Source organism: Billgrantia tianxiuensis (assembly GCF_009834345.1).
Lineage (GTDB): Bacteria > Pseudomonadota > Gammaproteobacteria > Pseudomonadales > Halomonadaceae > Halomonas > Halomonas tianxiuensis.
The window spans coordinates 3,367,191-3,389,170 of sequence record NZ_CP035042.1; the positions used below are offsets into that span (position 1 = coordinate 3,367,191).

21 protein-coding genes and 2 pseudogenes are annotated in these 21,980 nt (G+C 63.4%); 9 read left to right on the forward strand and 14 right to left on the reverse strand.

Going from position 1 to position 21,980, the window contains the following annotated elements; translation table 11 throughout:
• Positions 1 to 51: 51 nt before the first annotated feature.
• From EKK97_RS15740 to EKK97_RS15755, 4 genes and pseudogenes are all read left to right on the forward strand, one after another.
• On the forward strand, positions 52 to 1,083 hold the full coding sequence (locus EKK97_RS15740; RefSeq protein WP_159553288.1) for a DUF3549 family protein: 1,032 nt from the start codon (positions 52 to 54) through the stop codon (positions 1,081 to 1,083).
• A 38-nt stretch (positions 1,084 to 1,121) separates the two neighbouring features.
• Positions 1,122 to 1,559 (forward strand): ATP-dependent zinc protease family protein, encoded by a 438-nt coding sequence (locus EKK97_RS15745; RefSeq protein WP_159553290.1) that lies wholly within the window; start codon positions 1,122 to 1,124, stop codon positions 1,557 to 1,559.
• 37 nt (positions 1,560 to 1,596) lie between these two features.
• Positions 1,597 to 2,504 (forward strand): annotated as a pseudogene (rimK, locus tag EKK97_RS15750) (30S ribosomal protein S6--L-glutamate ligase).
• Between the two features lie 110 nt (positions 2,505 to 2,614).
• A complete protein-coding gene (locus EKK97_RS15755; protein ID WP_159553292.1) occupies positions 2,615 to 3,058 on the forward strand; it encodes a hypothetical protein in 444 nt (147 codons plus the stop codon).
• 13 nt (positions 3,059 to 3,071) lie between these two features.
• Here EKK97_RS15755 and EKK97_RS15760 read toward each other — a convergent pair whose 3' ends face one another.
• The 8 genes and pseudogenes from EKK97_RS15760 to EKK97_RS15800 all read right to left on the reverse strand — a co-directional run bounded on the left by EKK97_RS15760 (position 3,072) and on the right by EKK97_RS15800 (position 11,998).
• Positions 3,072 to 3,791 carry a SanA/YdcF family protein gene (locus EKK97_RS15760; protein WP_159553294.1) on the reverse strand — a complete coding sequence of 240 codons (720 nt, stop codon included), beginning with the start codon at positions 3,789 to 3,791 and terminating at the stop codon, positions 3,072 to 3,074.
• A 60-nt stretch (positions 3,792 to 3,851) separates the two neighbouring features.
• A complete protein-coding gene (gene sufT, locus EKK97_RS15765) occupies positions 3,852 to 4,424 on the reverse strand; it encodes a putative Fe-S cluster assembly protein SufT (RefSeq protein ID WP_159553296.1) in 573 nt (190 codons plus the stop codon).
• A 3-nt stretch (positions 4,425 to 4,427) separates the two neighbouring features.
• Entirely contained in the window at positions 4,428 to 5,687 is a 1,260-nt protein-coding gene (locus EKK97_RS15770; protein ID WP_159553298.1) for an aminotransferase class V-fold PLP-dependent enzyme, read from the reverse strand.
• 16 nt (positions 5,688 to 5,703) lie between these two features.
• Positions 5,704 to 7,071, reverse strand: a complete 1,368-nt coding sequence (sufD, locus tag EKK97_RS15775) for a Fe-S cluster assembly protein SufD (RefSeq protein WP_159553300.1) — start codon at positions 7,069 to 7,071, stop codon at positions 5,704 to 5,706.
• Positions 7,068 to 7,820 carry a Fe-S cluster assembly ATPase SufC gene (gene sufC / locus EKK97_RS15780; RefSeq protein ID WP_159553302.1) on the reverse strand — a complete coding sequence of 251 codons (753 nt, stop codon included), beginning with the start codon at positions 7,818 to 7,820 and terminating at the stop codon, positions 7,068 to 7,070. Before sufC ends, sufD begins: the two co-directional genes overlap by 4 nt.
• Positions 7,821 to 8,054: 234 nt before the next feature.
• The gene (gene sufB / locus EKK97_RS15785) at positions 8,055 to 9,497 is read right to left on the reverse strand and encodes a Fe-S cluster assembly protein SufB (protein ID WP_159553304.1); all 1,443 of its coding nucleotides are present in this window, start codon (positions 9,495 to 9,497) and stop codon (positions 8,055 to 8,057) included.
• A gap of 70 nt (positions 9,498 to 9,567) precedes the next feature.
• Complete coding sequence (locus EKK97_RS15790; protein WP_159553306.1) at positions 9,568 to 10,032, reverse strand: SUF system Fe-S cluster assembly regulator; 465 nt, start codon at positions 10,030 to 10,032, stop codon at positions 9,568 to 9,570.
• Positions 10,033 to 10,289: 257 nt separating this feature from the next.
• Positions 10,290 to 11,998, reverse strand: a pseudogene (locus EKK97_RS15800) (putative bifunctional diguanylate cyclase/phosphodiesterase).
• A 204-nt stretch (positions 11,999 to 12,202) separates the two neighbouring features.
• Between EKK97_RS15800 and EKK97_RS15805 the strand changes: the two are divergent.
• Both EKK97_RS15805 and EKK97_RS15810 read left to right on the forward strand, forming a co-directional pair.
• A complete protein-coding gene (locus EKK97_RS15805) occupies positions 12,203 to 12,718 on the forward strand; it encodes an Lrp/AsnC family transcriptional regulator (protein ID WP_340162877.1) in 516 nt (171 codons plus the stop codon).
• Positions 12,719 to 12,772: 54 nt separating this feature from the next.
• On the forward strand, positions 12,773 to 13,693 hold the full coding sequence (locus EKK97_RS15810) for a complex I NDUFA9 subunit family protein (protein WP_159553322.1): 921 nt from the start codon (positions 12,773 to 12,775) through the stop codon (positions 13,691 to 13,693).
• On the opposite strand, the gene EKK97_RS15815 is transcribed toward EKK97_RS15810, so the two are convergent.
• From EKK97_RS15815 to EKK97_RS15830, 4 genes are all read right to left on the reverse strand, one after another.
• Positions 13,669 to 14,346 (reverse strand): phosphate signaling complex PhoU family protein, encoded by a 678-nt coding sequence (locus tag EKK97_RS15815; protein WP_159553324.1) that lies wholly within the window; start codon positions 14,344 to 14,346, stop codon positions 13,669 to 13,671. The two genes, EKK97_RS15810 and EKK97_RS15815, sit on opposite strands and share 25 nt — an antisense overlap.
• Before the next feature lie 25 nt (positions 14,347 to 14,371).
• The gene (locus tag EKK97_RS15820) at positions 14,372 to 15,580 is read right to left on the reverse strand and encodes a Na/Pi cotransporter family protein (RefSeq protein ID WP_234287155.1); all 1,209 of its coding nucleotides are present in this window, start codon (positions 15,578 to 15,580) and stop codon (positions 14,372 to 14,374) included.
• 106 nt (positions 15,581 to 15,686) lie between these two features.
• Complete coding sequence (locus tag EKK97_RS15825; protein ID WP_159553326.1) at positions 15,687 to 16,124, reverse strand: nucleoside deaminase; 438 nt, start codon at positions 16,122 to 16,124, stop codon at positions 15,687 to 15,689.
• 90 nt (positions 16,125 to 16,214) lie between these two features.
• On the reverse strand, positions 16,215 to 16,751 hold the full coding sequence (locus EKK97_RS15830) for a hypothetical protein (RefSeq protein ID WP_159555824.1): 537 nt from the start codon (positions 16,749 to 16,751) through the stop codon (positions 16,215 to 16,217).
• A 123-nt stretch (positions 16,752 to 16,874) separates the two neighbouring features.
• Here EKK97_RS15830 and EKK97_RS15835 point away from each other — a divergent pair, with 123 nt between their 5' ends.
• The 3 genes from EKK97_RS15835 (at position 16,875) to EKK97_RS15845 (ending at position 19,465) form a co-directional block, all read left to right on the forward strand.
• Positions 16,875 to 17,729 carry a LysR substrate-binding domain-containing protein gene (locus EKK97_RS15835; RefSeq protein WP_159553328.1) on the forward strand — a complete coding sequence of 285 codons (855 nt, stop codon included), beginning with the start codon at positions 16,875 to 16,877 and terminating at the stop codon, positions 17,727 to 17,729.
• Positions 17,730 to 17,860: 131 nt separating this feature from the next.
• The gene (locus EKK97_RS15840; protein ID WP_159553330.1) at positions 17,861 to 19,108 is read left to right on the forward strand and encodes an MFS transporter; all 1,248 of its coding nucleotides are present in this window, start codon (positions 17,861 to 17,863) and stop codon (positions 19,106 to 19,108) included.
• A gap of 3 nt (positions 19,109 to 19,111) precedes the next feature.
• The gene (locus tag EKK97_RS15845; protein ID WP_159553332.1) at positions 19,112 to 19,465 is read left to right on the forward strand and encodes a hypothetical protein; all 354 of its coding nucleotides are present in this window, start codon (positions 19,112 to 19,114) and stop codon (positions 19,463 to 19,465) included.
• On the opposite strand, the gene EKK97_RS15850 is transcribed toward EKK97_RS15845, so the two are convergent.
• Positions 19,449 to 20,342, reverse strand: a complete 894-nt coding sequence (locus EKK97_RS15850) for a ribose-phosphate diphosphokinase (protein WP_159553334.1) — start codon at positions 20,340 to 20,342, stop codon at positions 19,449 to 19,451. The two genes, EKK97_RS15845 and EKK97_RS15850, sit on opposite strands and share 17 nt — an antisense overlap.
• The gene (locus EKK97_RS15855) at positions 20,342 to 21,934 is read right to left on the reverse strand and encodes a thymidine phosphorylase family protein (protein ID WP_234287153.1); all 1,593 of its coding nucleotides are present in this window, start codon (positions 21,932 to 21,934) and stop codon (positions 20,342 to 20,344) included. The genes EKK97_RS15850 and EKK97_RS15855 overlap by 1 nt, the downstream gene beginning before the upstream one ends.
• Positions 21,935 to 21,980: the final 46 nt, after the last annotated feature.

The window sequence follows — 21,980 nt, forward strand, 5'->3', positions numbered from 1 at the left end:
TGACAACCCCCCGGCCGTCACGGTAGAGTGCACGCTCAAAAGGGAGCCCATATGCAGCCGATCCACACGCTTCACGATTTCTTCGACCGCACCGGTGCCGAGGTTCGCCTCTATCACATGGGGCGCAGGGTCGAGCCGTGCTCGCTACGAACGTTGGCCGACCTGGAAAACGACACCAGCCCGTGGCCGTTACCCTGGCAGGGTCAGGCTCGCCTGGGCATCGTCTTTCGCCTTGGGGATCTCGCCGACCCGCTGATCTGGTTCCTCGCCCTGCCACTGGATGAACAGGGACAACTGGTTCCCGCCCCTCGCGACGCCTTCCTGCAACGCTTGCTCGTGACGCTGGGCCGTAACGTCGAGCGAGTGGGACATCACGCTTCGGACAGCGGCGAAATCGACAATCTGATGCACGACAACCCGCTGGCTTTCACGCCTTCGCTGCCTTTCCAAGCCATGCTGCATGCTCGTGCCACCCATGACACCGGCAATCCCGCCAGCCCCCATCTGGAACCGGTGGAAGCCTATCTCAGCGGCCAACAACAGGTGGACTGGCAGTTCTTGGGACTGCAAGGACTAGCCGATTTCGCCGTTCGCCTGGACGAGGAAGCCGCTAGCCTGCTGGCCTCGACGCTCCCCACCCTGCCCGACGAAGTGCTGCATTCGCTGTGCTACTGTCTAGAGCATGTCACCATACCCGCTGCGCTTGCGCACGCATTGCGCGACCGAGGCGAGCAAGCAGCAGCAGCGGGCCACCTGGAAACGCTGTGCGCCTGCGTCCGGGCCGTCGGCAGTGCCGAGAGGACGATCGCCGGCCCCTGGTTCGACTCGCTGCTCGATGACCCGGCCGCCTGCGGCCCCGACCTGTTGGCGGCCATTGCGGCGCGCGGCTGGGAGCACCTGGAAGACGGCCAGCGTCTGCCGCGTTTTCTCGAACGGCTGGCACAGCAGTCAAAGGCGGATTTTTCCAGCGCAGCGCGCGATCTGGCCTTGATACCGCGCCTTCGCCTGCCAGTCCTGGTGACGTTGCGCGAAGCGCGGCAGGATTCCGCTATCGGCCAACGCCTGGCCGGCCTGGCTCAATAAGTCCAGAAAGTAAGTAAGGAAAGCTGGAAAATAACGCGATGAAGGAACTGCCTTATATCCCCAAGGCCGTGATTGGTCGCCTCGAGATGGTCACCCTGCCCACCATCGGCATGACCGTCTGCGCCAAGATCGACACCGGGGCCTACACTTCGGCATTGCATGCCGAGGATATCGAGATCTTCGAAGAGGAGGGTCACCTCTGGGTCAGCTTCACCACCCGTAGCGGAGGGTTGGAGTCGCCACCTCACGTCTACCGTACCCACCTGCACGACCGGCGACGCGTGACGAGCTCCAACGGTCAGAAGGAGTGGCGCTACGTGATTCGCACGCCGATGCAGCTGGGCGAGCTGGAGGTGATGGTGGAGCTGACCCTCGCCGACCGCAGTGACATGCGCTATCCCATGCTGCTCGGCCGTCGCGCCCTGCGCCGCTTACTGGTGGCGCCCGGCGTCACCTTCCTGCATGGCGAACCCTGACGCCCCACCCGGCCCTACCGCCCCGGAGCCCTCCCGAATGCATATCGCGCTGCTATCCCGCAATCGCAACCTCTACTCCACGCGACGCCTGGTGGAAGCCGCGGAACAACGCGGCCACAAGGCCCGGGTGATCGACACCCTGCGCTGTTACATGAGCATTGCCGCCCACCACCCCTCGATCCACTACAAGGGTCAGGAAATCGAACGCTTCGATGCGGTCATACCGCGCATCGGCGCCTCGGTGACCTTCTACGGTTGCGCCGTGTTGCGCCAGTTCGAGATGATGGGCACCTACGTACTCAACGACTCGGTCGCCATTACCCGCTCGCGTGACAAGCTACGCTCACTGCAATTGCTCTCGCGCAAGGGATTGGGCCTGCCGATTACCGGCTTTGCCCATTCCCCGATGACATTCCCGACTTGATCACCATGGTCAAGGGCGCGCCTCTGGTCATCAAACTGCTGGAAGGCACTCAGGGCATCGGCGTGGTGCTGGCCGAGACCAACCAGGCCGCCGAGTCGGTGATCCAGGCCTTCATGGGCATGAAGGCCAACATCATGGTGCAGGAGTACATCAAGGAGGCCCGTGGCGCCGACATTCGTTGTTTCGTGATCGGCGACAAGGTGGTCGCTTCGATGAAGCGCCAGGCAGCCGAAGGCGAATTCCGCTCCAACCTTCATCGTGGCGGCACGGCCAGTCTCATTCGCATCACCCCCGAGGAGCGTTCAACGGCAATTCGCGCCGCCAAGGCCATGGGCCTGAGGGTGGCCGGGGTTGACCTGCTGCGCGCCCATCACGGTCCGGTGATCATGGAAGTCAACTCCTCACCGGGGCTGCAGGGCATCGAGACCGCTACCGGCAAGGATATCGCTGGCATGATCATCGAACACATCGAAAAGAATGCCGTGGCTCCACGCAAGGCACCACCCAAGCCCAAAGGGTAATTGCGAGAAAAGCGCCATAATTTGTAGAAAGAGCACTTATTTTGCTCGCGGGGGTAGAAAAACACTGTTTCCCCGGCCACAATCTGCGTCACCGGAGGAGGTGACCGCTCATGTTTCTCGACAATCGCCAAGTGGCGATGGACAGCGTTTTGGAAGCGTTGGCCGACAGCATCGATTATTTCCAGGACAACCTCGAGCGCCTGCGCCCTTCCCTGCGCGAAACGCTCAAGCCTCACTATGAGGGGCGCGCCAAGACGCTGCAAAAGCTACAGGAACTGGCCCGGCGTCACCTCAAGCTGCTCCCACGCGATGCCGATGTCGAACGCGACGACTACATGTGGCTGTGGAGTCGTCTGAAAAGCTTCGTCGGCAACGAGAGCCAAGTGGTCATCGGAGAGCTACTCGAACAAGAGCGTGTATTGATGCAGGCCTTGGCCACCCTCTACACGCATCCCCTACCCAACCCGCTCGAGCCAGTCGTGGAACAATGCTGGAAGGACTGCCGGGAACTGATTCGCGAGCTCTACCGTCAGCAGAAGCCGCGCCGCCGCTGAACCCGCCAGGCGGTCACGGCAACTCCTCCGCCTCCGGCTCCAGGTCAAGCAACTGACGCCAGGCTGGCGGAGCGATCTGTAGCGGCTCGAGCGGCCCCAGGAAATACGGCTCGCGCCCCCATACGTAGAGATCACCCACGGTGGCCGCTCGCGCCATCCACTCCCGCGCCTGCAGACGCCACAGGCCCGCCACCGGACGCGACGGCGCACTGCAGCCATACGCCTCGAGACCAAGCGCATCGGCAATGAACAGTGCGCGCGGCAAATGCCACGACTGCGTGACCAGCAGAACCCGATCGACGCCAAACACGTCCCGCGCCCGCGCCAGGGTATCGAAGGTACTGAAACCGGCGTAGTCGAGGGTCATATCCTCATCACGCACGTACTGGGCGCGCAAGTCGCGCCACATGGTGATGGGTTCGTTGTACTGACGGGTACGATTATCACCGGAAAGCAGCAGGTGCTCGACCCGGCTCAACCGCATCAGGCGGGATGCTGCGTTGATGCGCGCATCGAAATGCGGATTGCGCACACCGCTGCGGGTCCAGTGGGAAGTCCCGAAGACGATGCCCACCCGCTCGGGACCGCACAACGGCAGCTCGTGTTCGATACGGCCATGCGTCTGCGCCAGCACCCACAGGTTGGCGCCCACGAACAGCAGCACGGCCAGCAGCAACAGTGCGCCGAGCGACATCAGAAGAAGCTTGAAGGTTTTCCACAGCAGCGCCTGCATTCACCCTCACTGCACAGCAAGAAGCGAAGCCTGTGCGCGGCACATGACTTCACCTAGGGGCTAGAACATGCCGAGTTCCAGCTTCGCCTCGTCGCTCATCATCTCACGGCTCCAGGGCGGATCGAAGACGATTTCCGTATGCACCCGGCTGATTTGCGGGGCGCCGAGGATCTTGTTGCGCGCATCGGCGGCAATCACGTCGCCCATGCCGCAGCCGGGCGCGGTCAGGGTCATGCGAATGGTGACGATACGCTCGCCGCTGATCAGCCGCTCGATACGGCAGCCGTAGACCAGCCCCAGGTCGACGATGTTGACCGGAATCTCGGGGTCGAAGCAGGTGCGCAACTGATCCCAGACGAACTGCTCGATCTCCTCGTCCGTGGCATCCTCGGGCAGGGTCGGTCGCGGCAGCGGCTCGAGCCCCAGGGCATCGAGATTGCTACCCTCGATCAGGTAAAGACGTCCCTCGTAGCCGATGCTGACCGAGCTGCCCTTGGCCTGCATCACGCTGACCACGCTATCCTCGGTCAGGGTCACGGTCTTGCCGAAGGGGATCGAGATGGCGTCCACGTCACGCTGCAGCGGCAGCGTCTGGCCCTTCTGCAGGCTGGCGATCTGTTCGATGGTCGACATGGCTCAGCGCACCATGCCAATGACACGCTCGAGGGCGTCGACGAAGGCGTCGACCTCTTCCAGCGTGTTGTAGGCGGCAAACGACGCCCGGCAAGTCGCCGTCACACCGAAGTGCGCCAACAGTGGCTGGGCACAGTGGTTGCCCGTGCGAATGGCCACGCCGAGCTGATCGATCAACAGGGCGATATCCTGCGAATGCGCCCCGTCGACGACGAAGGAGAGCACACCAGCCTTGTCCGGTGCGGTCCCCAGTATGCGCAGCCCGTCAATGCGCGACACCGCCATCGTGGCGCGCTCCAGCAGCGTCGCCTCCCAAGCACCGATACGCTCGAGCCCCACGCCGCGGACCCAGTCCAGCGCCACGCCCAGGGCAATCACTTCGGCGATGGCCGGCGTACCCGCCTCGAACTTGTGGGGAATGTCGGCGAAGGTGGTGGGCACGTCGAAGGAGACGCTCTTGATCATCTCACCGCCGCCCTGCCATGGCGGCATGGCCTCGAGCAACTCGGCCCTGGCGTAGAGCGCACCTGCCCCTGTGGGACCATAGACCTTGTGGCCGGAGAAGGCGTAGAAATCAGCCTCGATGGCACGCACGTCAACCCGCTGGTGCGGCACCGCCTGGGCACCGTCGACCAAGATCAGGGCACCATGCTCGTGAGCGATGGTCGCCATTTCACGTACCGGATTGATGGTGCCGAAGGCGTTGGAGACGTGGTTGACCGCCACCAGCCGGGTGCGCTCGGTGAACAGCGCACGGTAGGCGTCGAGGTCGAGCACACCGCGCTCGTCCACCGGAATCACCCTGACCTTGATGCCGAGCTGGGCGGCCAGGAGCTGCCACGGCACGATGTTGGAGTGATGCTCGAGCAGCGAGACCAGCACCTCGTCGCCGGCCTTCAGGTTGGCACGGCCCCAACTGTTGGCCACTAGGTTGATCGCCTCGGTGGTGCCACGGGTGAAGACGATCTCGCGCCGGTCGGCGGCATTCAGGAAATTGCGCACCGTCTCGCGAGTCGCTTCATAAGCCGCCGTCGCCTCGTCGGCCAGGGTGTGCAGGCCACGATGAATATTGGCGTTGTAGCGGCAGAAGTAGTCGCGGAAGGTATCGATTACCGCCAATGGCGTCTGGCTGGTGGCAGCATTGTCGAAATAGATCAGCGGGCGGCCATGCACCTGCCGCTCGAGAATCGGGAACTGGGCGCGAATCCCGGCCACGTCGAAGGCCGGTGCGCTGAGCGGTCGCTCGGTGGCCAGGTGGTTCATCCGCGTTCTCCTCGAATCACTCGTCGTGCAGGGCCACGGCGGCTTCCACCAGCCCGGCCAGGTTGAAACGTTCCGGCAGCTTGCCGGCCACTGCCAGCTCCACCCGTTCGGAGATAGCGTCCAGATCGACCAGCTCCATCACCTCGCCGGCGAAGGCCAGGGTCAGCAGGCCACGCGCGGTTTGCTCGTCGATGCCGCGGGTACGCAGGGCATAGACTGCCTCTTCGTCGAGCTGGCCGGTGGTGGTGCCGTGGGAGCACTTGACGTCGTCGGCGTAGATCTCCAGCTCCGGCTTGGCGTCGATCTCGGCGCGATCGGAGAGCAGCAGGTTGGCATTGCTCTGGAAGCCCTCGATCTTCTGACTGTCGCGCTTGACCACTACCTTGCCATTGAACACGCCACGAGCACGGTCATCGAGGATGCCCTTGTAGTTCTCGTTGGAGAAGGTGCGCGGGGCGTTGTGGTTGGCCAGGGTGTGGTTGTCGATGTGCTGACGCCCTTGGCCGTAGAACAACCCATAGAAGTTGGTCTCAGCCCCTTCGCCGTTGAGCTCGCCGATCAGGTCGTTGCGCACCAGCCCGCCGCCCAGGTTTAGATTGAACGAGGTGTAGCGGCTATCGCGGTTCTGCTCGACGTGAATGCTGGCCACATGCAGGTCACCAAGCGGCGCCTCCTGCAGCTTGTAGTGGGTCAGGATCGCCCCGCGGTCGAGCATCAGCTCGGCCACCAGGTTGGTGAAATTGGCCGCCTCGCTCTCGCCGACGTGATGCTCGATCAGCGTGGCCTGGCTGCGGGAGCCGGCCTCGACCAGGATGCGTGGGTGGCTCATCACCGGCTCGGCGTTGGCCCTTGACAGGAACTGCAGCAGGATCGGCTTCTCCACCACACTGCCCGGCGCCAGGCGCACCACGGCGCCCTCCTCCATGAAAGCGGTATTGAGCGCCGAGAACGGTGAGAACTCGACGCCGGTCAGCCGGCCCAGCGGGCCGCCAACGGCCTCGTGATTCTCGGCCAACGCCTGGGACAGCGGCAACACCGCCACGCCGCCGGGCAAATCGCCCAGATCGGAGAGCGCCGGCGAGAAAACGCCGTCGACAAAGGTCAGGCGATACGCCTCGATGGGCAACGTCAGCGCCGCGGCCGAGGCCGGCGAGAACTCGGCGTTATCGGTCAGCACGAAGTCGCCACGGGCGATGGCGCGCACGTCGGTGTACTTCCACGCCTCGTCGCGCCGCGTGGGGAAGCCGAGCGCCTCGAAGCGCGCGGCACCAGCCTGGCGCCGCGCGGCAATCCAGGTCGGCTCCTGTCCGCGGGAGGCATTGCGCTCCGCGAGGCGGTCGAGAAAGGCCTTCACCTCTCTTGCTTGCTGTTCGACATCGCTCATGCAGCGGACTCCTCCACGACCCAATCGTAGCCGCGGGTTTCCAGTTCACGAGCCAGCTCGGCGTCGCCGCTCTTGGCGATGCGGCCATCGACCAGTACGTGCACCCGATCTGGCACGATGTAGTCGAGCAGGCGCTGGTAGTGGGTCACCAGCAGGATGGCGCGTTTCTCGTCGCGCAGGGAGTTGACGCCATCGGCCACCACGCGCATGGCGTCGATATCGAGACCTGAATCGATCTCGTCGAGCATGGCAAGCTTGGGCTGCAACACCAGCATCTGCAGGATCTCATTGCGCTTCTTCTCGCCGCCGGAGAAGCCCTCGTTGACGGCGCGCTGCAGGAAGCTGGCATCCATCTTCATCTGCGCCAGCTTTTCCTTGACCAGCTTCATGAACTCCGGCGCCGGGACCTCTCCCTCGCCGCGAGCCTCACGCTGGGCGTTGAGCGCCGCCTTGAGCAGATAGATGTTCTTCACGCCGGGGATCTCCACCGGATACTGGAAGCCCAGCAGCAGGCCCGCCTGGGCGCGCTCCTCGACTTCCATTTCCAACACGTCCCGGCCCTCGAAGGTGATCGACCCCTGGGTCACTTCATACCCATCCTTGCCCGCAATCACTGCCGAGAGGGTCGACTTGCCGGCCCCGTTGGGGCCCATGATGGCGTGCACTTCCCCGGCGTTGATGGTCAGGCTGAGGCCCTTGAGGATGTTCTTGCCTTCCACCTTGACGTGCAGATCCTTGACTTCGAGCATCATGAGTACCTTTTCGATTCTGGCGAGCCGCCGCGGCGACTTGCACAAATGGATTCGTTGTTAAGCTGCATGGACATACCACACGCTTAATCTGGATGAGCTTCTCCGGCGCCAAGGCTTAGCGAGGGCGCTGTGAACCCATCCCTGGGCGCTACTTTTGCCATCCATGGCAAAAGACCCTCGCTTCGTCTTGTCCCCGGCGCTCATCTCGCCCGGCTACTTGAGAAAACGGCATTAACCAACAGCGCCTTCCAGAGTGACGTTGAGCAAAGCTTCGGCTTCCACGGCAAACTCCATCGGCAGCTCCTGGAACACGTCCTTGCAGAAGCCGTTGACGATCATGCTCACCGCGTCTTCCTCGGAGATGCCGCGACTCTGGCAGTAGAACAGCTGATCCTCGCCGATCTTCGAGGTGGTCGCCTCGTGCTCGATGGTTGCCGTGCTGTTGCCAATCTCCTGGTACGGGAAGGTATGCGCCCCGCACTTGTCGCCGATCAGCAGCGAGTCGCACTGGGTGAAATTGCGCGCGCCCTTGGCCCGCGGACCGATCTTGACCAGTCCGCGGTATGACTGATTGCTGCGGCCGGCAGAGATACCCTTGGAGACGATGTAAGAGCGCGTACCCTCACCGATGTGGATCATCTTGGTGCCGGTATCGGCCTGCTGACGGCCATTGGTCACCGCTACCGAATAGAATTCGCCGATACTGTCCTTGCCGCGCAGCACGCAGGAGGGGTACTTCCAGGTGATGGCGGAACCAGTCTCGACTTGGGTCCAGCTGATGCGCGAGCGATCGCCGCGACAGTCGCCGCGCTTGGTGACGAAGTTGTAGATGCCGCCCTTGCCATCCTCGTCGCCGGGATACCAGTTCTGCACCGTGGAGTACTTGATGTAGGCGTCATCCAGCGCCACCAGCTCAACCACCGCTGCGTGAAGCTGATTCTCGTCGCGCATCGGCGCGGTGCAGCCCTCCAGGTACGAGACCTGGGCCCCCTCCTCGCAGATGATCAGGGTGCGCTCGAACTGGCCGGTGTTGGCCGCGTTGATGCGGAAATAGGTGGAGAGTTCCATCGGACAGGTCACGCCCTTGGGCACGAAGACGAAGGAACCGTCGGTGAACACCGCCGAGTTGAGCGCGGCGAAGTAGTTGTCCGCCACCGGTACCACCGTGCCCAGGTACTGCTTGATCAGCTCCGGGTAGTCGCGGATCGCCTCGGAGATCGAGCAGAAGATCACTCCCGCCTCGTGCAGCTTCTCCTTGAAGGTGGTGGTCACCGATACGGAGTCGAACACCGCGTCCACCGCCACGCCAGCCAGGGCGGCACGCTCGTGCAGCGGAATACCCAGCTTCTCATAGGTCTCGAGCAGCTTGGGATCGACCTCGTCGAGGCTCTGCGGGCGGTCCTCGGGACGCTTGGGTGCGCTGTAGTAGGAGATCGCCTGGTAGTCGATGGGCGGATAGTCCAGATGCGCCCAGGAGGGCTCCTTCATCTTGAGCCACTGATGGTAGGCCTTGAGGCGCCACTCGAGCATCCATTCGGGCTCGCCCTTCTTGTTGGAAATGAACGCAATGACGCTCTCATCGAGCCCCGGCGGTACCGTCTCGCTCTCGATGTCCGTCACGAAGCCTTCTTTGTATTCGCGGCGGACCAGCTGTTCCATTTCCTGACTTGCCATGTTCTCTCCCCTCCCGGGCGGTTGGGCTGGCGAGCAAGCTCGCCTCGGGTAATGAATTCTGTTCGATGGTTCAGGCCGTGTCGGCGGCCAGGCTCACGCTCTGTATGGGTAACTGAACCGGTAGCTTGATCGGCGCGGTATCGGCCAGGTGGGCCAGGGTCACGCTGTCGAGTAGGGTGCGTACCGCCAGTGAAACGCGCTTCCAGTTGTCGGAAACGCCGCAGGTCGCGAGCAGGTCGCAGTCACCTTCGGCATGACTGCACTCGGTCATCGCTACCGGCCCTTCGATGGCGGTAATGATGTCGATGGCGGTGATCCGCGACGCCGGCCGCGCCAGCGAGTAGCCACCCTGGGCGCCACGACGCGACTCCAACAGCCCCGCCTTGACCAGCATCTTCAAGGTCTTGCTCACCGTGGGGTGCGGCAACTGCACGGTCTCGGCCAGCTCTGCCGCCGCATGAGGCTGCTCGGGATGCCGGGCGATCTGCGCCAGGATCACGGCGGCGTAGTCGGTCAGCCGGGAAAGCTTCAGCATGCCTGACTCCTGGGTATCGCGATGCGGATATTGCCATCGCTCCATTTGGGACCATTTTAGTCCTGTATGGGTTCGATGTGAAGCCTGCGCATGCGAAAGAAGCCTCGAAAACCTCCAGATGGCAGCATGTTCGGCGCCGTTAGCATCAATAAATACAATCGTTCTCATTTGAGAACTCCAACGGATCGCCGCCGCTCAGCGGCATGCGGATGACAGCAGGAGGAAGGCGACAGGCTCTGTTGCGTTGTAAGCGTTGCCTATCGATGCTTGATGGCCAGAGGGTCTCCCAGCCGGAGGAGGCGTTCGCGCTCATGGTGCCAGGCCAGGAGCTCCTCGACGGGTAGCGCCTTGGAATAAAGGAACCCCTGTGCCTGCTCGCAGCCCAGCTCTTGGAGAATGCGGTGCTGCCCTTGGGTCTCGACGCCTTCGGCAGTCACCTGTAAATCGAGTGCATGTCCCACGTCGATGAGACATGCCATCAGCTTGCGCGCGCGCTCGTCCTGCTCGAGGCCCTCGACGAAGGCTCGGTCGATCTTGAGCCCGGTGATGGGTAGGTGGCGCAGGTACTCGAAGGAGGAAAAGCCGGTCCCGAAGTCGTCGATGCTGACCTGGATACCACAACCGCGTATGCGCTCCAGCGCCTGCTTGGCCGCGAACAGATCGTGCACCAGCGCACTCTCGGTCACTTCCACTTCGAGCTGCGACGGACTGATGCCCGACTGCTTGACCAACTGGCCCAGTTCCTCCAACAAGACGTCGTCCATCAGGTTGCGCACCGAAAAGTTGATGCTTACCTTGCCCCATGGCGGCGAGCGAATTTGCAAGCCTCGCTCATGACGAAACGCGTGACCGGCGCAATCAAGGTAGTGTTCTCGACCTTGGGCATGAACATACCGGGAGCAATCAGGTTGCCATGTTCGTCACGCCATCGAATGAGCCCTTCGAAGCCACTGACACGTCCGTCCGCCAGGCGCAGCTTGGGCTGGTAATGGAGCTCGAACTCGCCCTGGGCCAGGCCCCGACGCACACGGGCGATGAGCTGGATGTTCTGTACGCTGCGACGAGCGAAGGAGGGCTGGAAATGGCAGTGGACCCGGTGCTTTTCGGAGGCGGCCAGCATGGCGATTCTCGCCTCGCGGATCAGACTGCCGGGCGACGCCCCCCTGCCGTTCTGTAGCGAACTGCCCAGCACTAGTTGAATCCGGAGCGGAACCCCGAGCGCCACTAGGTTATCCTCGCCCAGATCCGCCGCCTTACAGGCGAGGCGCTCGAGTTCCTTGAGCCCGACCGGCCAGAAAAGCAACACCAGTTCGGCACCACCGACCCGGTAACAGCCCACGAGATTGGGTCCAAGTCGGGTCAGGCGTTGACTGATCGCAACCATCAACTCATCGCAGGCATCCGCTCCCAGCGCCTCCATGATCTCGCCAATGTCCTCGACACGTACCATTACCACGCCCACGCTGCGGGCATCCTGCCGCGGTGGCCGCTTGAGCCAGCGTGACAGGTCCATTTCCAGCGCGATCTCGTTGGGCAGCCCGGCTCGCGGATCGGTACGCGACGCGAGCTCCACACTGAGATAGCTCTGTCTCAGGCGCTCGAACAGCCCTCCGGCGAAACCTCCGATGACCAGATACAGCCCAAGGCGAATCATCCAGTTGAGCGGCGTTTGCACCTCTCCCGTTTCGACGGAGAGCGGCATTGCTGCCATCAGCAGGCCAGCCATCAGCGCCACTAGCAATGAGCCCCGCCAGGTATACCAAGCTCCCGCCAGCAGTACAGGTATCAACATCAGGTAGGGGTAGGCATACCGGGTACCGCCGGTGACATAAACGAGCGCCGTACCCAGCGCCAACAAGCTTCCCAGCGTCAGGACGCGACAGACGTGACGTACGTTTTGCGGCCAGGTTTGCCACCGCCGCTCCAAGGCACGCCAGGCGTGCAGTACACTGCTCATGCCTGCCATGTCGGCTCCCCCTCCCTGACCTGCGCGCTAAATTTATTAAACATCTGGTACTCGCAGTGTATACAACATGGTGCGAAGCGACTGTGCTGGCCGTCAACGCTTCGCCTCACTCTGCCCTCAGGCACGGCGTCGCGAGCCATTGCCAGCTTGAGAACTGGCGAGTACGAGCCGTATTCGCCAGACTTGTCATGATGGTTAGCCGTATTGGCCAAGGAACCACTGAACGCCACATTGACGAGGCACCCCATGCGCAATCTCAAACTCGACCGCATCGATCGCATGCTGCTAGAAGCTCTCCAGCAGGACGCCCGTCTGACCACCGCCGAACTGGCGGAACTCGTGAACCTCTCTCCCTCCCCTTGCGCTCGCCGCATTCGCCGGCTCGAGCAGGCAGGATTGATCACGCGTTACCGAGCCGAACTGGACAAGGCCCGGCTCGGCCTGATGGTCACGATCTTCGTGCAGGTCCGGCTCTCTCAACACTTGCAAGCGCAAGTGGAAGAATTCGAGCAGAGCGTGAGCCATATGCCGGAAGTGGTTCAGTGCCACAGCGTTTCCGGCCACTTCGATTACCTGTTGCAGGTCATAACCGCAGATATCCAGGCTTTCGAACAATGGCTGCGGCACTTCCGTCAACTGAAGACAATCAGTACCGTCGATAGCAGCTTTGCGATCAGAACGGTCAAGGAAAACGGTCCGCTGCCACTGCCTATCGTCTGAATGACAGCAGACGGGCAAGGCGGGCCCTGGCGCAAGCGAAGGGGTGGAAACGAAATGCCGAAGGCCCCCATTACCGTATTCGGTGGCACCGGCTTTCTCGGGCGTCATGTCGTGCAAGAGCTGTGCGATGCAGGCCATGCGGTGCGCATCGCGGCACGTCGGCCGACACTGCCCGAATGGGCGGAACCCGGGGATCCACTTGAACTCATGAGTGTCGATATCCGCAGCGAAGCCGATATGAGCGGGGCGCTCGAAGGTGCCTACGGCGCGGTCAATGCCGTCAGCCTTTACGTCGAAAAGCGTGGGGCAAGCTTCGAGCAGGTTCATGTGGAAGGTGCCGGTCGCCTAGCCCGCCTAGCCCTGACACACGGGGTCAGCACCTTGGTGCAGCTCTCCGGCATAGGCGCCGATCGCGCCTCGCGCTCGCGCTACGTAAGAGCAAGGGGACGCGGAGAGTCAGCCGTGATCGATGTCTACCCGAAGGCGGTCATCCTGCGCCCAAGCGTCATGTTCGGCCCCCAGGACGCCTTCCTGAACCGCTTGGCGGACCTGACTCGGCTCCCCCTCGTCCCGCTTTTCGGTCACGGGGAAACCCGACTGCAACCAGTGCATGTCGGAGACGTAGCAAGGGCCGTGGTGCGGCTGATGGGCGAACCCTCGACCGAGCGCCGGCTATTCGAGCTAGGCGGTCTGGATATCCTGAGCTACCGGGAAGTCGTGGAATCGGTCATGGTTCATCTCGGGAATGAGCGCCCCGTGCTACCGATCCCCTTCCCGCTCTGGCACCTTGCGGCCCTGTTGGCCTCACCGCTTCCCGAGCCGCCGCTGACCCGCGATCAAGTCATCATGATGGGGGCAGACAACACGGTCGGCGAAGGTGTGGGCACCTTCGCCGACCTCGATATTCTGCCACGCTCGCTGCGCGACTCCCTGCCAGCCTGTCTCCCGACTCAGGCCTCGTCGTCATCGGAGTAAAAGTCGAGATCTTCGAGGCGCCCAAGCACCGCCGTGGCGATATTGGCCAGGTGCGCCGCCACACGCTTGTAATGCCGGGCCAGCAACGAGTAGGCCACGGCCTCGTGAAACTCGACCTTGTCCTCGTCGCGAAACAGCTCCTCGATCAGGCGATCGCAGTGCGGACGCACTTCGCCAGCCTTGGCCAGGGCCTCGCGAGCCTGCGCCTCATCGGAATCCCGGGCCGCCTTGGTGACAAGGCCAAACATCTCCACCACCTGGGCGGCGATCCTGTCCAGCGGCTCCTGGTACTTGGTGACATGGAAGCCCTCGCGGTAGAAATGCCCCACCTCGAAGACATTCTTGCAGTAGTCGCCAATGCGCTCGGCATCCTTGGCCACGCTCATCAGCGCCAGGCAGATCGCCACGTCGTGGCCCGGGTTGACGGTCAGGTGGCGAAGTACCTTGCGCCGGATCGAACGCTCGAGTTCATTGATGCTGCGATCGCGATCATAGAGCGGCTGCCGCACCTCATCGGCGGGAGCCGTGCTGTGCAGGACCTCGTTGGCCCGATCGAACATCCAGGCCCCGTGCCGCAGCATCTGGGTGAGGTCCTCGAAAGCCTGGTTGATGGTGTTCTCTGAAGTCAGGGCGCTGTATAGCTGACGAAACATGGAGGTCACTCCTGAAATACCGCGCTCAGCGCAGGCTGGTGAAAAGTTCGACGGCACCGATTCCCAACAGTGGTATCACCAGGAACACGCCGATCAGGAAGATGAAGGCATAGCGGGTCTGGCGCGCCGCCAGCTTTCCGTACCAGGTCGCCACCTTGAGCGGCACATAGCGCAGCGGCCACCAGATGGCGGTGCCGGTCAGGTTGAACGTGACATGGAAGAGCGCCACAGTCATGGCGGCAGCCACCGGGTTGGCGGTCGCAGCCAGCAGGCTGGTCACCGTAGTGCCCAGGTTCGCCCCCATCATGAACGGTAGCACGCGCCGCAGGCGAACCACACCGGCACCGGCCAGGGGCACCATCAGGCTGCTGGTGATGGTGCTCGACTGCACCAGCACGGTGGAGACCAGCCCCACGCTATAGGCCCGCAGGTCGCTGCGGAAGAAATAGGTTCGAAACAGGCCGTCCATGTGTCGCAACAGGGCGCCACGCAGGTTCTGCACCATGAAGATCAGAGCAATGAACATCAACAGCAGGCCCAGCCCGGCGACCAGCAGCCCTTGCCCGGCCAGGGTCGGCATCAGCCAGGCGCCGATACCATTGAAAAGTTCGACGACCGGCTGAGTGATGAGCTTGATGGGACTGTTGGGGCGTGCCACTTCCTCGAGCCCGATCACATCGGCCATCCAGCCCGCCAGGCGCGAGAACATGCCGCGCCCCGCTTCATGGAACAGGCCGCTGATGAGTTCCAGCGGAAACACCACCAGCACGGTGAGAATATTGAAGAAGTCGTGCATCAGCGCAGCGGTGAAGGAGCGCCTGAAATTGCGCCGGATGCGCACGTTGGCCAGTGCCACGATCACTCCGGTGACAGCGGTACCGATGTTGGCGCCCATGATGGCGAATACGGCCGTGCCCAGCGTCATCTCCCCGCTGGCCACCAAGGTCACGATCAGTGCCGAGGTGAATGAAGAACTCTGCACGATCATGGTCACCAGCACCCCCGCCAACAGCGCAACGAAGGGATTCTCGCCGTAGGCGAAGAGCTGGGTCAGGAAGTCGCTGGCTTGGCCGAAGGTGCCCAGGCCCGAGCCCAGTACATTGAGCGCCGCCAGGAAGAGGTACAGGCAGATGCCGGCATAGACGCCGCGCATCCAGGCCGGCACTTCACGTCCCGACTCGCGGGCCAGTGCCGCACGCTGCGTTGCGTTGGAGGAAAGGGGGGATTTCGACATGAGGGGGCCGCTTGCTCCGTGCCTGGAATGTGACGAATACATGACGCTTGCGTTACTGCCGGCGAACGGTACCCCTCCTGTGTGACAGTTTCATGACATCGTTGCCCTACTCACCGATATCCTCGTTCCACAGTTCCGGAGAGGTCTCGATGAAGTGGGTCATCATGTCGATGCACTCATCGAGCTGCAGGACCTCGACCTCGATGCCACGGGAACGCAACAGCTCCTCCTCGCCCAGAAAGGTCTGGTTCTCGCCGACGACGACCCGAGGAATGCCGTACAGCAGAATGGCGCCGCTGCACATGGGACAGGGAGACAGCGTAGTGTACAGGGTGCAGTCGCGATAGACCGAAGCCGGCTGGCGGCCAGCCTGCTCGAGCGCATCCATCTCGCCATGCAGCACGGCACTGCCGGACTGGACACGCCGGTTATGGCCGCGTCCAATGATTTCTCCACGGTGCACCAGCACCGAACCGATGGGAATCCCGCCCTCGGTAAGGCCCATACGGGCCTCCTCGATTGCGGCTCGCATGTAGCGATCCATGTGATGCCGCCTCCTCGTCATGTCCTTTGCGGGTCTCGCCGTGACCATAGCAGATGCCCGAGCGGCTTGCCCGCCGCCAAATCTCGCTGCCTATTGCCAACGCCAGCCATGCCGCTCCCACCACTCCAGGGCGATAGCGCGATTCTCCGCATTGGCGCTCTGCTCAAGCGTTTCGGTGAGGCGCACGTAATCGCCGCCTGTCTGGGCCATTAGCTGCGGATCCTGGGTCGCCAGCTGCAGGGAATAAAGTACCAGCATCAGCTCGTACTGATCTTGCGTGTCGATAAGCGCGAACAGCATCGGCACGGCCGGCTCGCCAATCTGCCCGAGCCGCTCTGCGGCAATGTACCAGACCCTCGGGTGCTCGCTGCCGCCCTGCACGTCGATGAAGCGCTTGTCGGCCAAACGGCTGATGTAGTAATGGACCTCGTCCTCTTGCGAGGCGTAGAGCGGAGGCACCCAGAAGCGATCGTGCTGAGTGGTGGGCACCGGCCTCGCAGCCGGCTCGGCCGACACCTCCGGCTCGGGGTCGGCGGCAGGCTCGGCCTGCGAAGCCTCACGACCGGCACAACCGGCCGCCAGCAGCAGGGTAAGCAGGATCGGGATGAATCTCGGGTCTCTCGGCATCACCTGGGCACCACTCCTCTCACTCGTGCACTACATGGCGCCACGGATGGCCGCCACGGGGTTCTCATGGTATGAACAAATATCGCTCCGGGCGAGGGATAAGATGCCACGACGACTCCCCCATTGAACACGCTGCGCCTTTTCGAAGCTGCCGCACGACTCGGGCAGCTCAAGGTCGCCGCCGATGAGCTGTCGCTGACCCCGAGCGCGGTGAGCCATGGCATCCGTGCGCTCGAGCGCTGGCTCGGCATCGCGCTGTTCCAGCGCACCCCGCAAGGCCTTCGGCTGACCGCCGAGGGCGAACGCTATGCGGCGATCGTGCGCGAGTCGCTGACGCTACTAGGCGACGGTACAGAAAGACTGCTCGGCGTGCAGGAGCCTCGGCGCTTGGCCATCAGCGTCACCCCTTTCTTCGCTGTCCGCTGGCTGTTGCCGCGGCTCGCCGAGTTTCGTGCCCTTAACCCCGACATCAGCGTCTTGCTCGATACCTCGCAGCAACAGGTATCGCTGGAAACCGGAGAGATGGACATGGCGATTCGCATGGGGCGTGGCGATTGGCCCGCGCTTGCCTGCGACCTATTGTTCCGCGAACGCCTGGTACCGGTATGTGCCCCCTCGTTGGTGGACCAAGCAAGAGCCGATCCCGCCGGCATCTGTCATATCCACATGCGCACGGTACATGAGGAATGGCAGAGCTGGTGCGATGCCACCGGCCACCCTCCGCCTACCCCCGACAAGGCGTTCTTCGTCGACACGCTGCAACTGGCCTACGAAGCAGCCGCCAGCGGCTTCGGCATCGCCATGGGGCGGCAGCCACTGGTCGATGCCGAACTCGAGCGCGGCCTGCTCGTTCCGCCATGGCGGGACAGCGTGGACATCGAGACCGGCTACTGGCTGGCGATACCGCCGCGACGTCGAAGCGAGCCCATGATCGCGCTGTTTCGCGACTGGCTGCTGCAGCAGGTCGCGACTGCATAGCAGCATCGAGACCAGACCCACCCACGGTGACGAATATCGTTCAACCGGGGGAGAAAAGGTTTCGTTTGAGCCGTGCGCTGCACTCGGTTGCAATGCGGTCATGTTCTCGCTCGCCTACTGGAGTGACTACCATGACCGCTTCCCCTGCCGTGCCTCCCTCGGCATCCTCGGCGCCGGCGTTGCTGGTGCTGGTCGGCTGCGCCTGCGCCATTTCCCTCATCACTTTCGGCGTACGCTCGATTTTTGGCTTGTTTACCGATCCCGTGGTCGAAACCCATGGCTGGACGCGCGAAACCTTCGCCTTTGCCATTGCCTTGCAGAATCTCGTCTGGGGTCTGACTCAACCCTTCGCCGGCGCTCTGGTCGACCGCTACGGCCCCGTGCGGGTGCTGGTCACGGGAGCGGCGTGCTACGCCGCCGGGCTGGCCTTGATGGCGGTAAGCGCTTCGCCGCTGACTCTGACGTTGAGTGCCGGAGTACTGGTGGGGCTCGGCATGGGCGGTGCCTCCTTCGTCACCGTACTGGGTGCATTGGGCAAGCTGGTGCCAGCCTCGCAGCGCGGCTGGGCGCTGGGGATGGGCACGGCAGCCGGGTCGCTCGGCCAGTTCCTGTTTGCCCCGCTGGGACAGGCCTTCATTGCCGGCTACGGCTGGCAGACCGCCGCCCTGCTCCTCGCCGGCGGTGTCGCGATGGTCTTGGGCCTGGCGTTTGGCGTACGTGGCACGCTGCAAGCGGCCGGCGTCGAGCAGGAGCCGGAGCTGACGCTGCGGCAAACGCTGGGCCTGGCAATGCGTCATTCCAGCTACGTTTATCTGCTGTTGGGCTTCTCGGTGTGCGGTTTTCAGCTCGCCTTCATCACCGTGCACCTGCCTCCCTACCTCAACGACCAGGGCGTGGACGCAACAATCGCCGGTTGGGCCATCGGGGCCATCGGCCTGGCCAACGTACTGGGTGCCTATGCCGCAGGCATGCTCAGTACCCGCCTCAGCCAACGCGGGCTACTCTCCTTCATCTATTTCGCCCGCGCTGTGGCCATCGTGCTCTTCATGAGTTTTCCCATCACCAACGCCAGCGTGCTGCTGTTCGCGACCACGATGGGCCTGCTGTGGCTGTCCACCGTGCCGCTGACCTCCGGCCTGGTTGCCTTGATGTTCGGCACGCGCTTCATGGCCACGCTATTCGGCTTGATCTTCCTCAGTCATCAGGTCGGGTCGTTTTTTGGCGTCTGGCTGGGTGGACGGCTGTTCGAGCTGACCGCCAGCTATCAGTTGGTGTGGTGGCTCACCGCCGCGCTTGGAGCCGCTGCGGGCCTGATCCATCTGCCGATTCGCGAGCGGCCAGCCCCCAGGCCTGCCACCATGCTGGGAACGGGAGGCTGATCCATGTCCGCCCCTTCCCTGGACCTTCATGCCTTCGCCACCGGCTTCGCCGCCCTGGCAGTCGCCGTGAGCCTGGTCATCGGCCTGCTTCCCGCCCGTCAGGCGATCGACGACTTCGAGGCTCCACAGGTCCTGGTCGCCTTTTTTCTTCCTGGGAAGCCCGCTCGCACCAGCCGCGACGCCATTCGTGAGGTCGGTGCACTGCCGCGCCAGGTACTGCTGGGCGGTATGCTGGTCAGCTTCGTGGCCTGGCATCCGCAGCAGGTCGAACGACTGGAGCGGGGCGGGGCCTTCGCGCTGACCCTGCCCTCCCGGCCCGGATTCGCGCTGGGTTGTACCGTCAGCGCTCCGCCATGATCACGCTCAGGGCCTCGGCCAGCACGGGTGCCATGAACACGACATTACTTTCGTGGGCGATGGTATCGGTACTCCACACCTCTCCCACACCGGCCTCGCGAATGACGCTCAACGCATCGCCGGCAAACAGCGCATGGGTCACTGCCACGTCCACGCTGGCGGCCCCGGCCTCCAGTGCTCGTTGTGCAGCCTGGGCCAGGGTACGGCCGGAGCTGGCAATATCGTCGAGCAGCACGATACGACGTCCGGCAATGGCCAGATCCGGCAGCGCGATGTCGACGTCACGGTCGCCGTGACGCACCTTGGTGCACACGCCGCTGTCGAGCCCCGCCACCCGGGCAGCGCTCTCCACCCACTGCGCCGACTCCGCATCGGGCCCTAGCAACAGCGCCTCGTGACGCCGCTCGGCAATCGTCACCGCCAGTTGGGGAGCGCCCGAGAGAGCGATGGCATGGCGCAGGGGCACTGCCTGGTCGAGACGCTCGATCCGGTGCAGGTGGGGGTCGACGGTGACCACGGCGTCGAACGATTCGGCCAGGAAACCGCCTACCAGGCGTTGGCTGACCAGCTCTCCCGGGTTGAAGGCCATGTCCTGACGCATGTAGGCCAGGTAGGGAGCCACCAATACCAGATGCTCGACGCCACGCTCGCGTGCGTGACGAGCCAGCAACATCAGTTCCACCAGCTTGTCGTTGGGATGGTTCAGGCTGCGGTAGATCACCAAGCATGTCGGCAATTCCTCAACGGGCAGCCGAAGGCATAGTTCATCGTCGGGGAAGCGATGACGACCTACCCGTTGGGCCTCGATGGCGAGGGCCGCGGCCAGGCGCCTGGCAGGATGGGCCTCCTCGTCGAAATAGAGCAGGGCTGCGTGCATCAGAACTCCACGTTCAGGCGATTGATCTCATCCGACTGACCGATACTGTAGCCGCTGTCGTGCTCACTGCACTGATGGGCGAATCCTCGTTCGCTACGAAAGGCGGCATGCACTCGGTAGAGGGGCTGATCCCGTTCGACCCGATCGCCGATCTTGGCCAGCAGATCGACCCCGGCGCCCTGGGCCTTGGGCGCGCCGGCCAGGCGCGCGATGCGGGCCAGGCGCAGGTTGTCGATGGCGGTCACCACTCCCTCCCGGGGTGCCAGCACCTCGAAGCGATGCGGCGCCAGCTCGGGATCGTCGATGTCGAAAGGCTTCTCTCCCTGGGCGCGTATAATGGCCTGCATCTTTTCCAGGGCACGGCCGGAGTCGAGGATGTCCCGGGCAATGCCGAAGCCGTCGCCACCGCGAATGTCGGGGTCGAACTCCAGCATTCGCCCCGCCAGACGCAGCGATTTCTGGCGCAGGTCCATGGGGGCGTCCGGGTGGTTAGTGAGCACTCGCATCACGTCGCGGGCCTCCAGCACCGGGCCGATTCCGCACCCCACCGGTTGACTGCCATCGGTTATCACCGTGTCCAGCACCAGGCCCATACGCCCTGCCACGAACTCAAACAGCTTACGCAGTCGGCGTGCCTCCGGCATGCTGCGCACCTTGGCGTGGGGGCCCACTGGAATGTCGAGCAGCAGGTGGGTCGAGCCGGCAGCCACTTTCTTCGACAGAATGGAAGCCACCATCTGTCCCGGCGAGTCGATCGACAGCGGACGCTCCACTGCAATCAGCACGTCGTCGGCCGGGGAAAGCTCGCTGGTGCCGCCCCAGGCCACGCATCCGCGGTGAGTACGCACCAACTCACCCAGCTCGTCGAAGGGCACTTCCACCTTGGCCAGCACCTCCATGGTGTCGGCGGTTCCCGAAGGCGAGGTGATCGCGCGCGACGAGGTCTTGGGGCACAGCAGACCGTGGGCCGCCACGATGGGCACCACCAGCATGGAGGTACGATTGCCGGGAATCCCACCGATGCAGTGTTTGTCGACGACTGGATGCTCATGCCAGTCGAGCCGGCGCCCCACCCGTGCCATGGCGTCGCTCAGGTAGAAGATCTCCTCTCGATCGAGCTCGCCCAGCTCACAGGCCACCACGAAGGCGGTCAGCTCGATTTTCGAGTAGCGCAGCTCGGCGATGTCCTGAACGATTTCGCGAAAGTCCCGACGCGAGAGGCGCTCACCGGCTATCTTGCGCCGCAGGGCGGGAATGGAGGCAGGTGGTTCCGCCTGCGACACGCTCACGGGATGTCCCTCCTCTACCCCCAGCAAGGCAAAGGCATCTTCGGAGAGACCCAGTTGGGTATGGCCGACGATGGCAACGTCATCGACCACATTCAGGGTCGCCAGAATACGCTGCCCATTGGCACGAACCTCGACCTTCGACAGCGCCTGGAAGCCTTCGGCCCGGTACAGGTCGCAATCGCGGTGAAGGTAGGCGACGTTTTCACGGTAAGTATCGATCGCCACGCGACAAAGAGCGAGGGGCAGCCCCGACTCTTCGGTGGCTTCGTCACTGGTCGCTTGGGAGGAGCAGGTACGGTTCATGCGTCGTATCGTCCTGAGGCAATACTCTGAGTCTGCCCCATTTGCC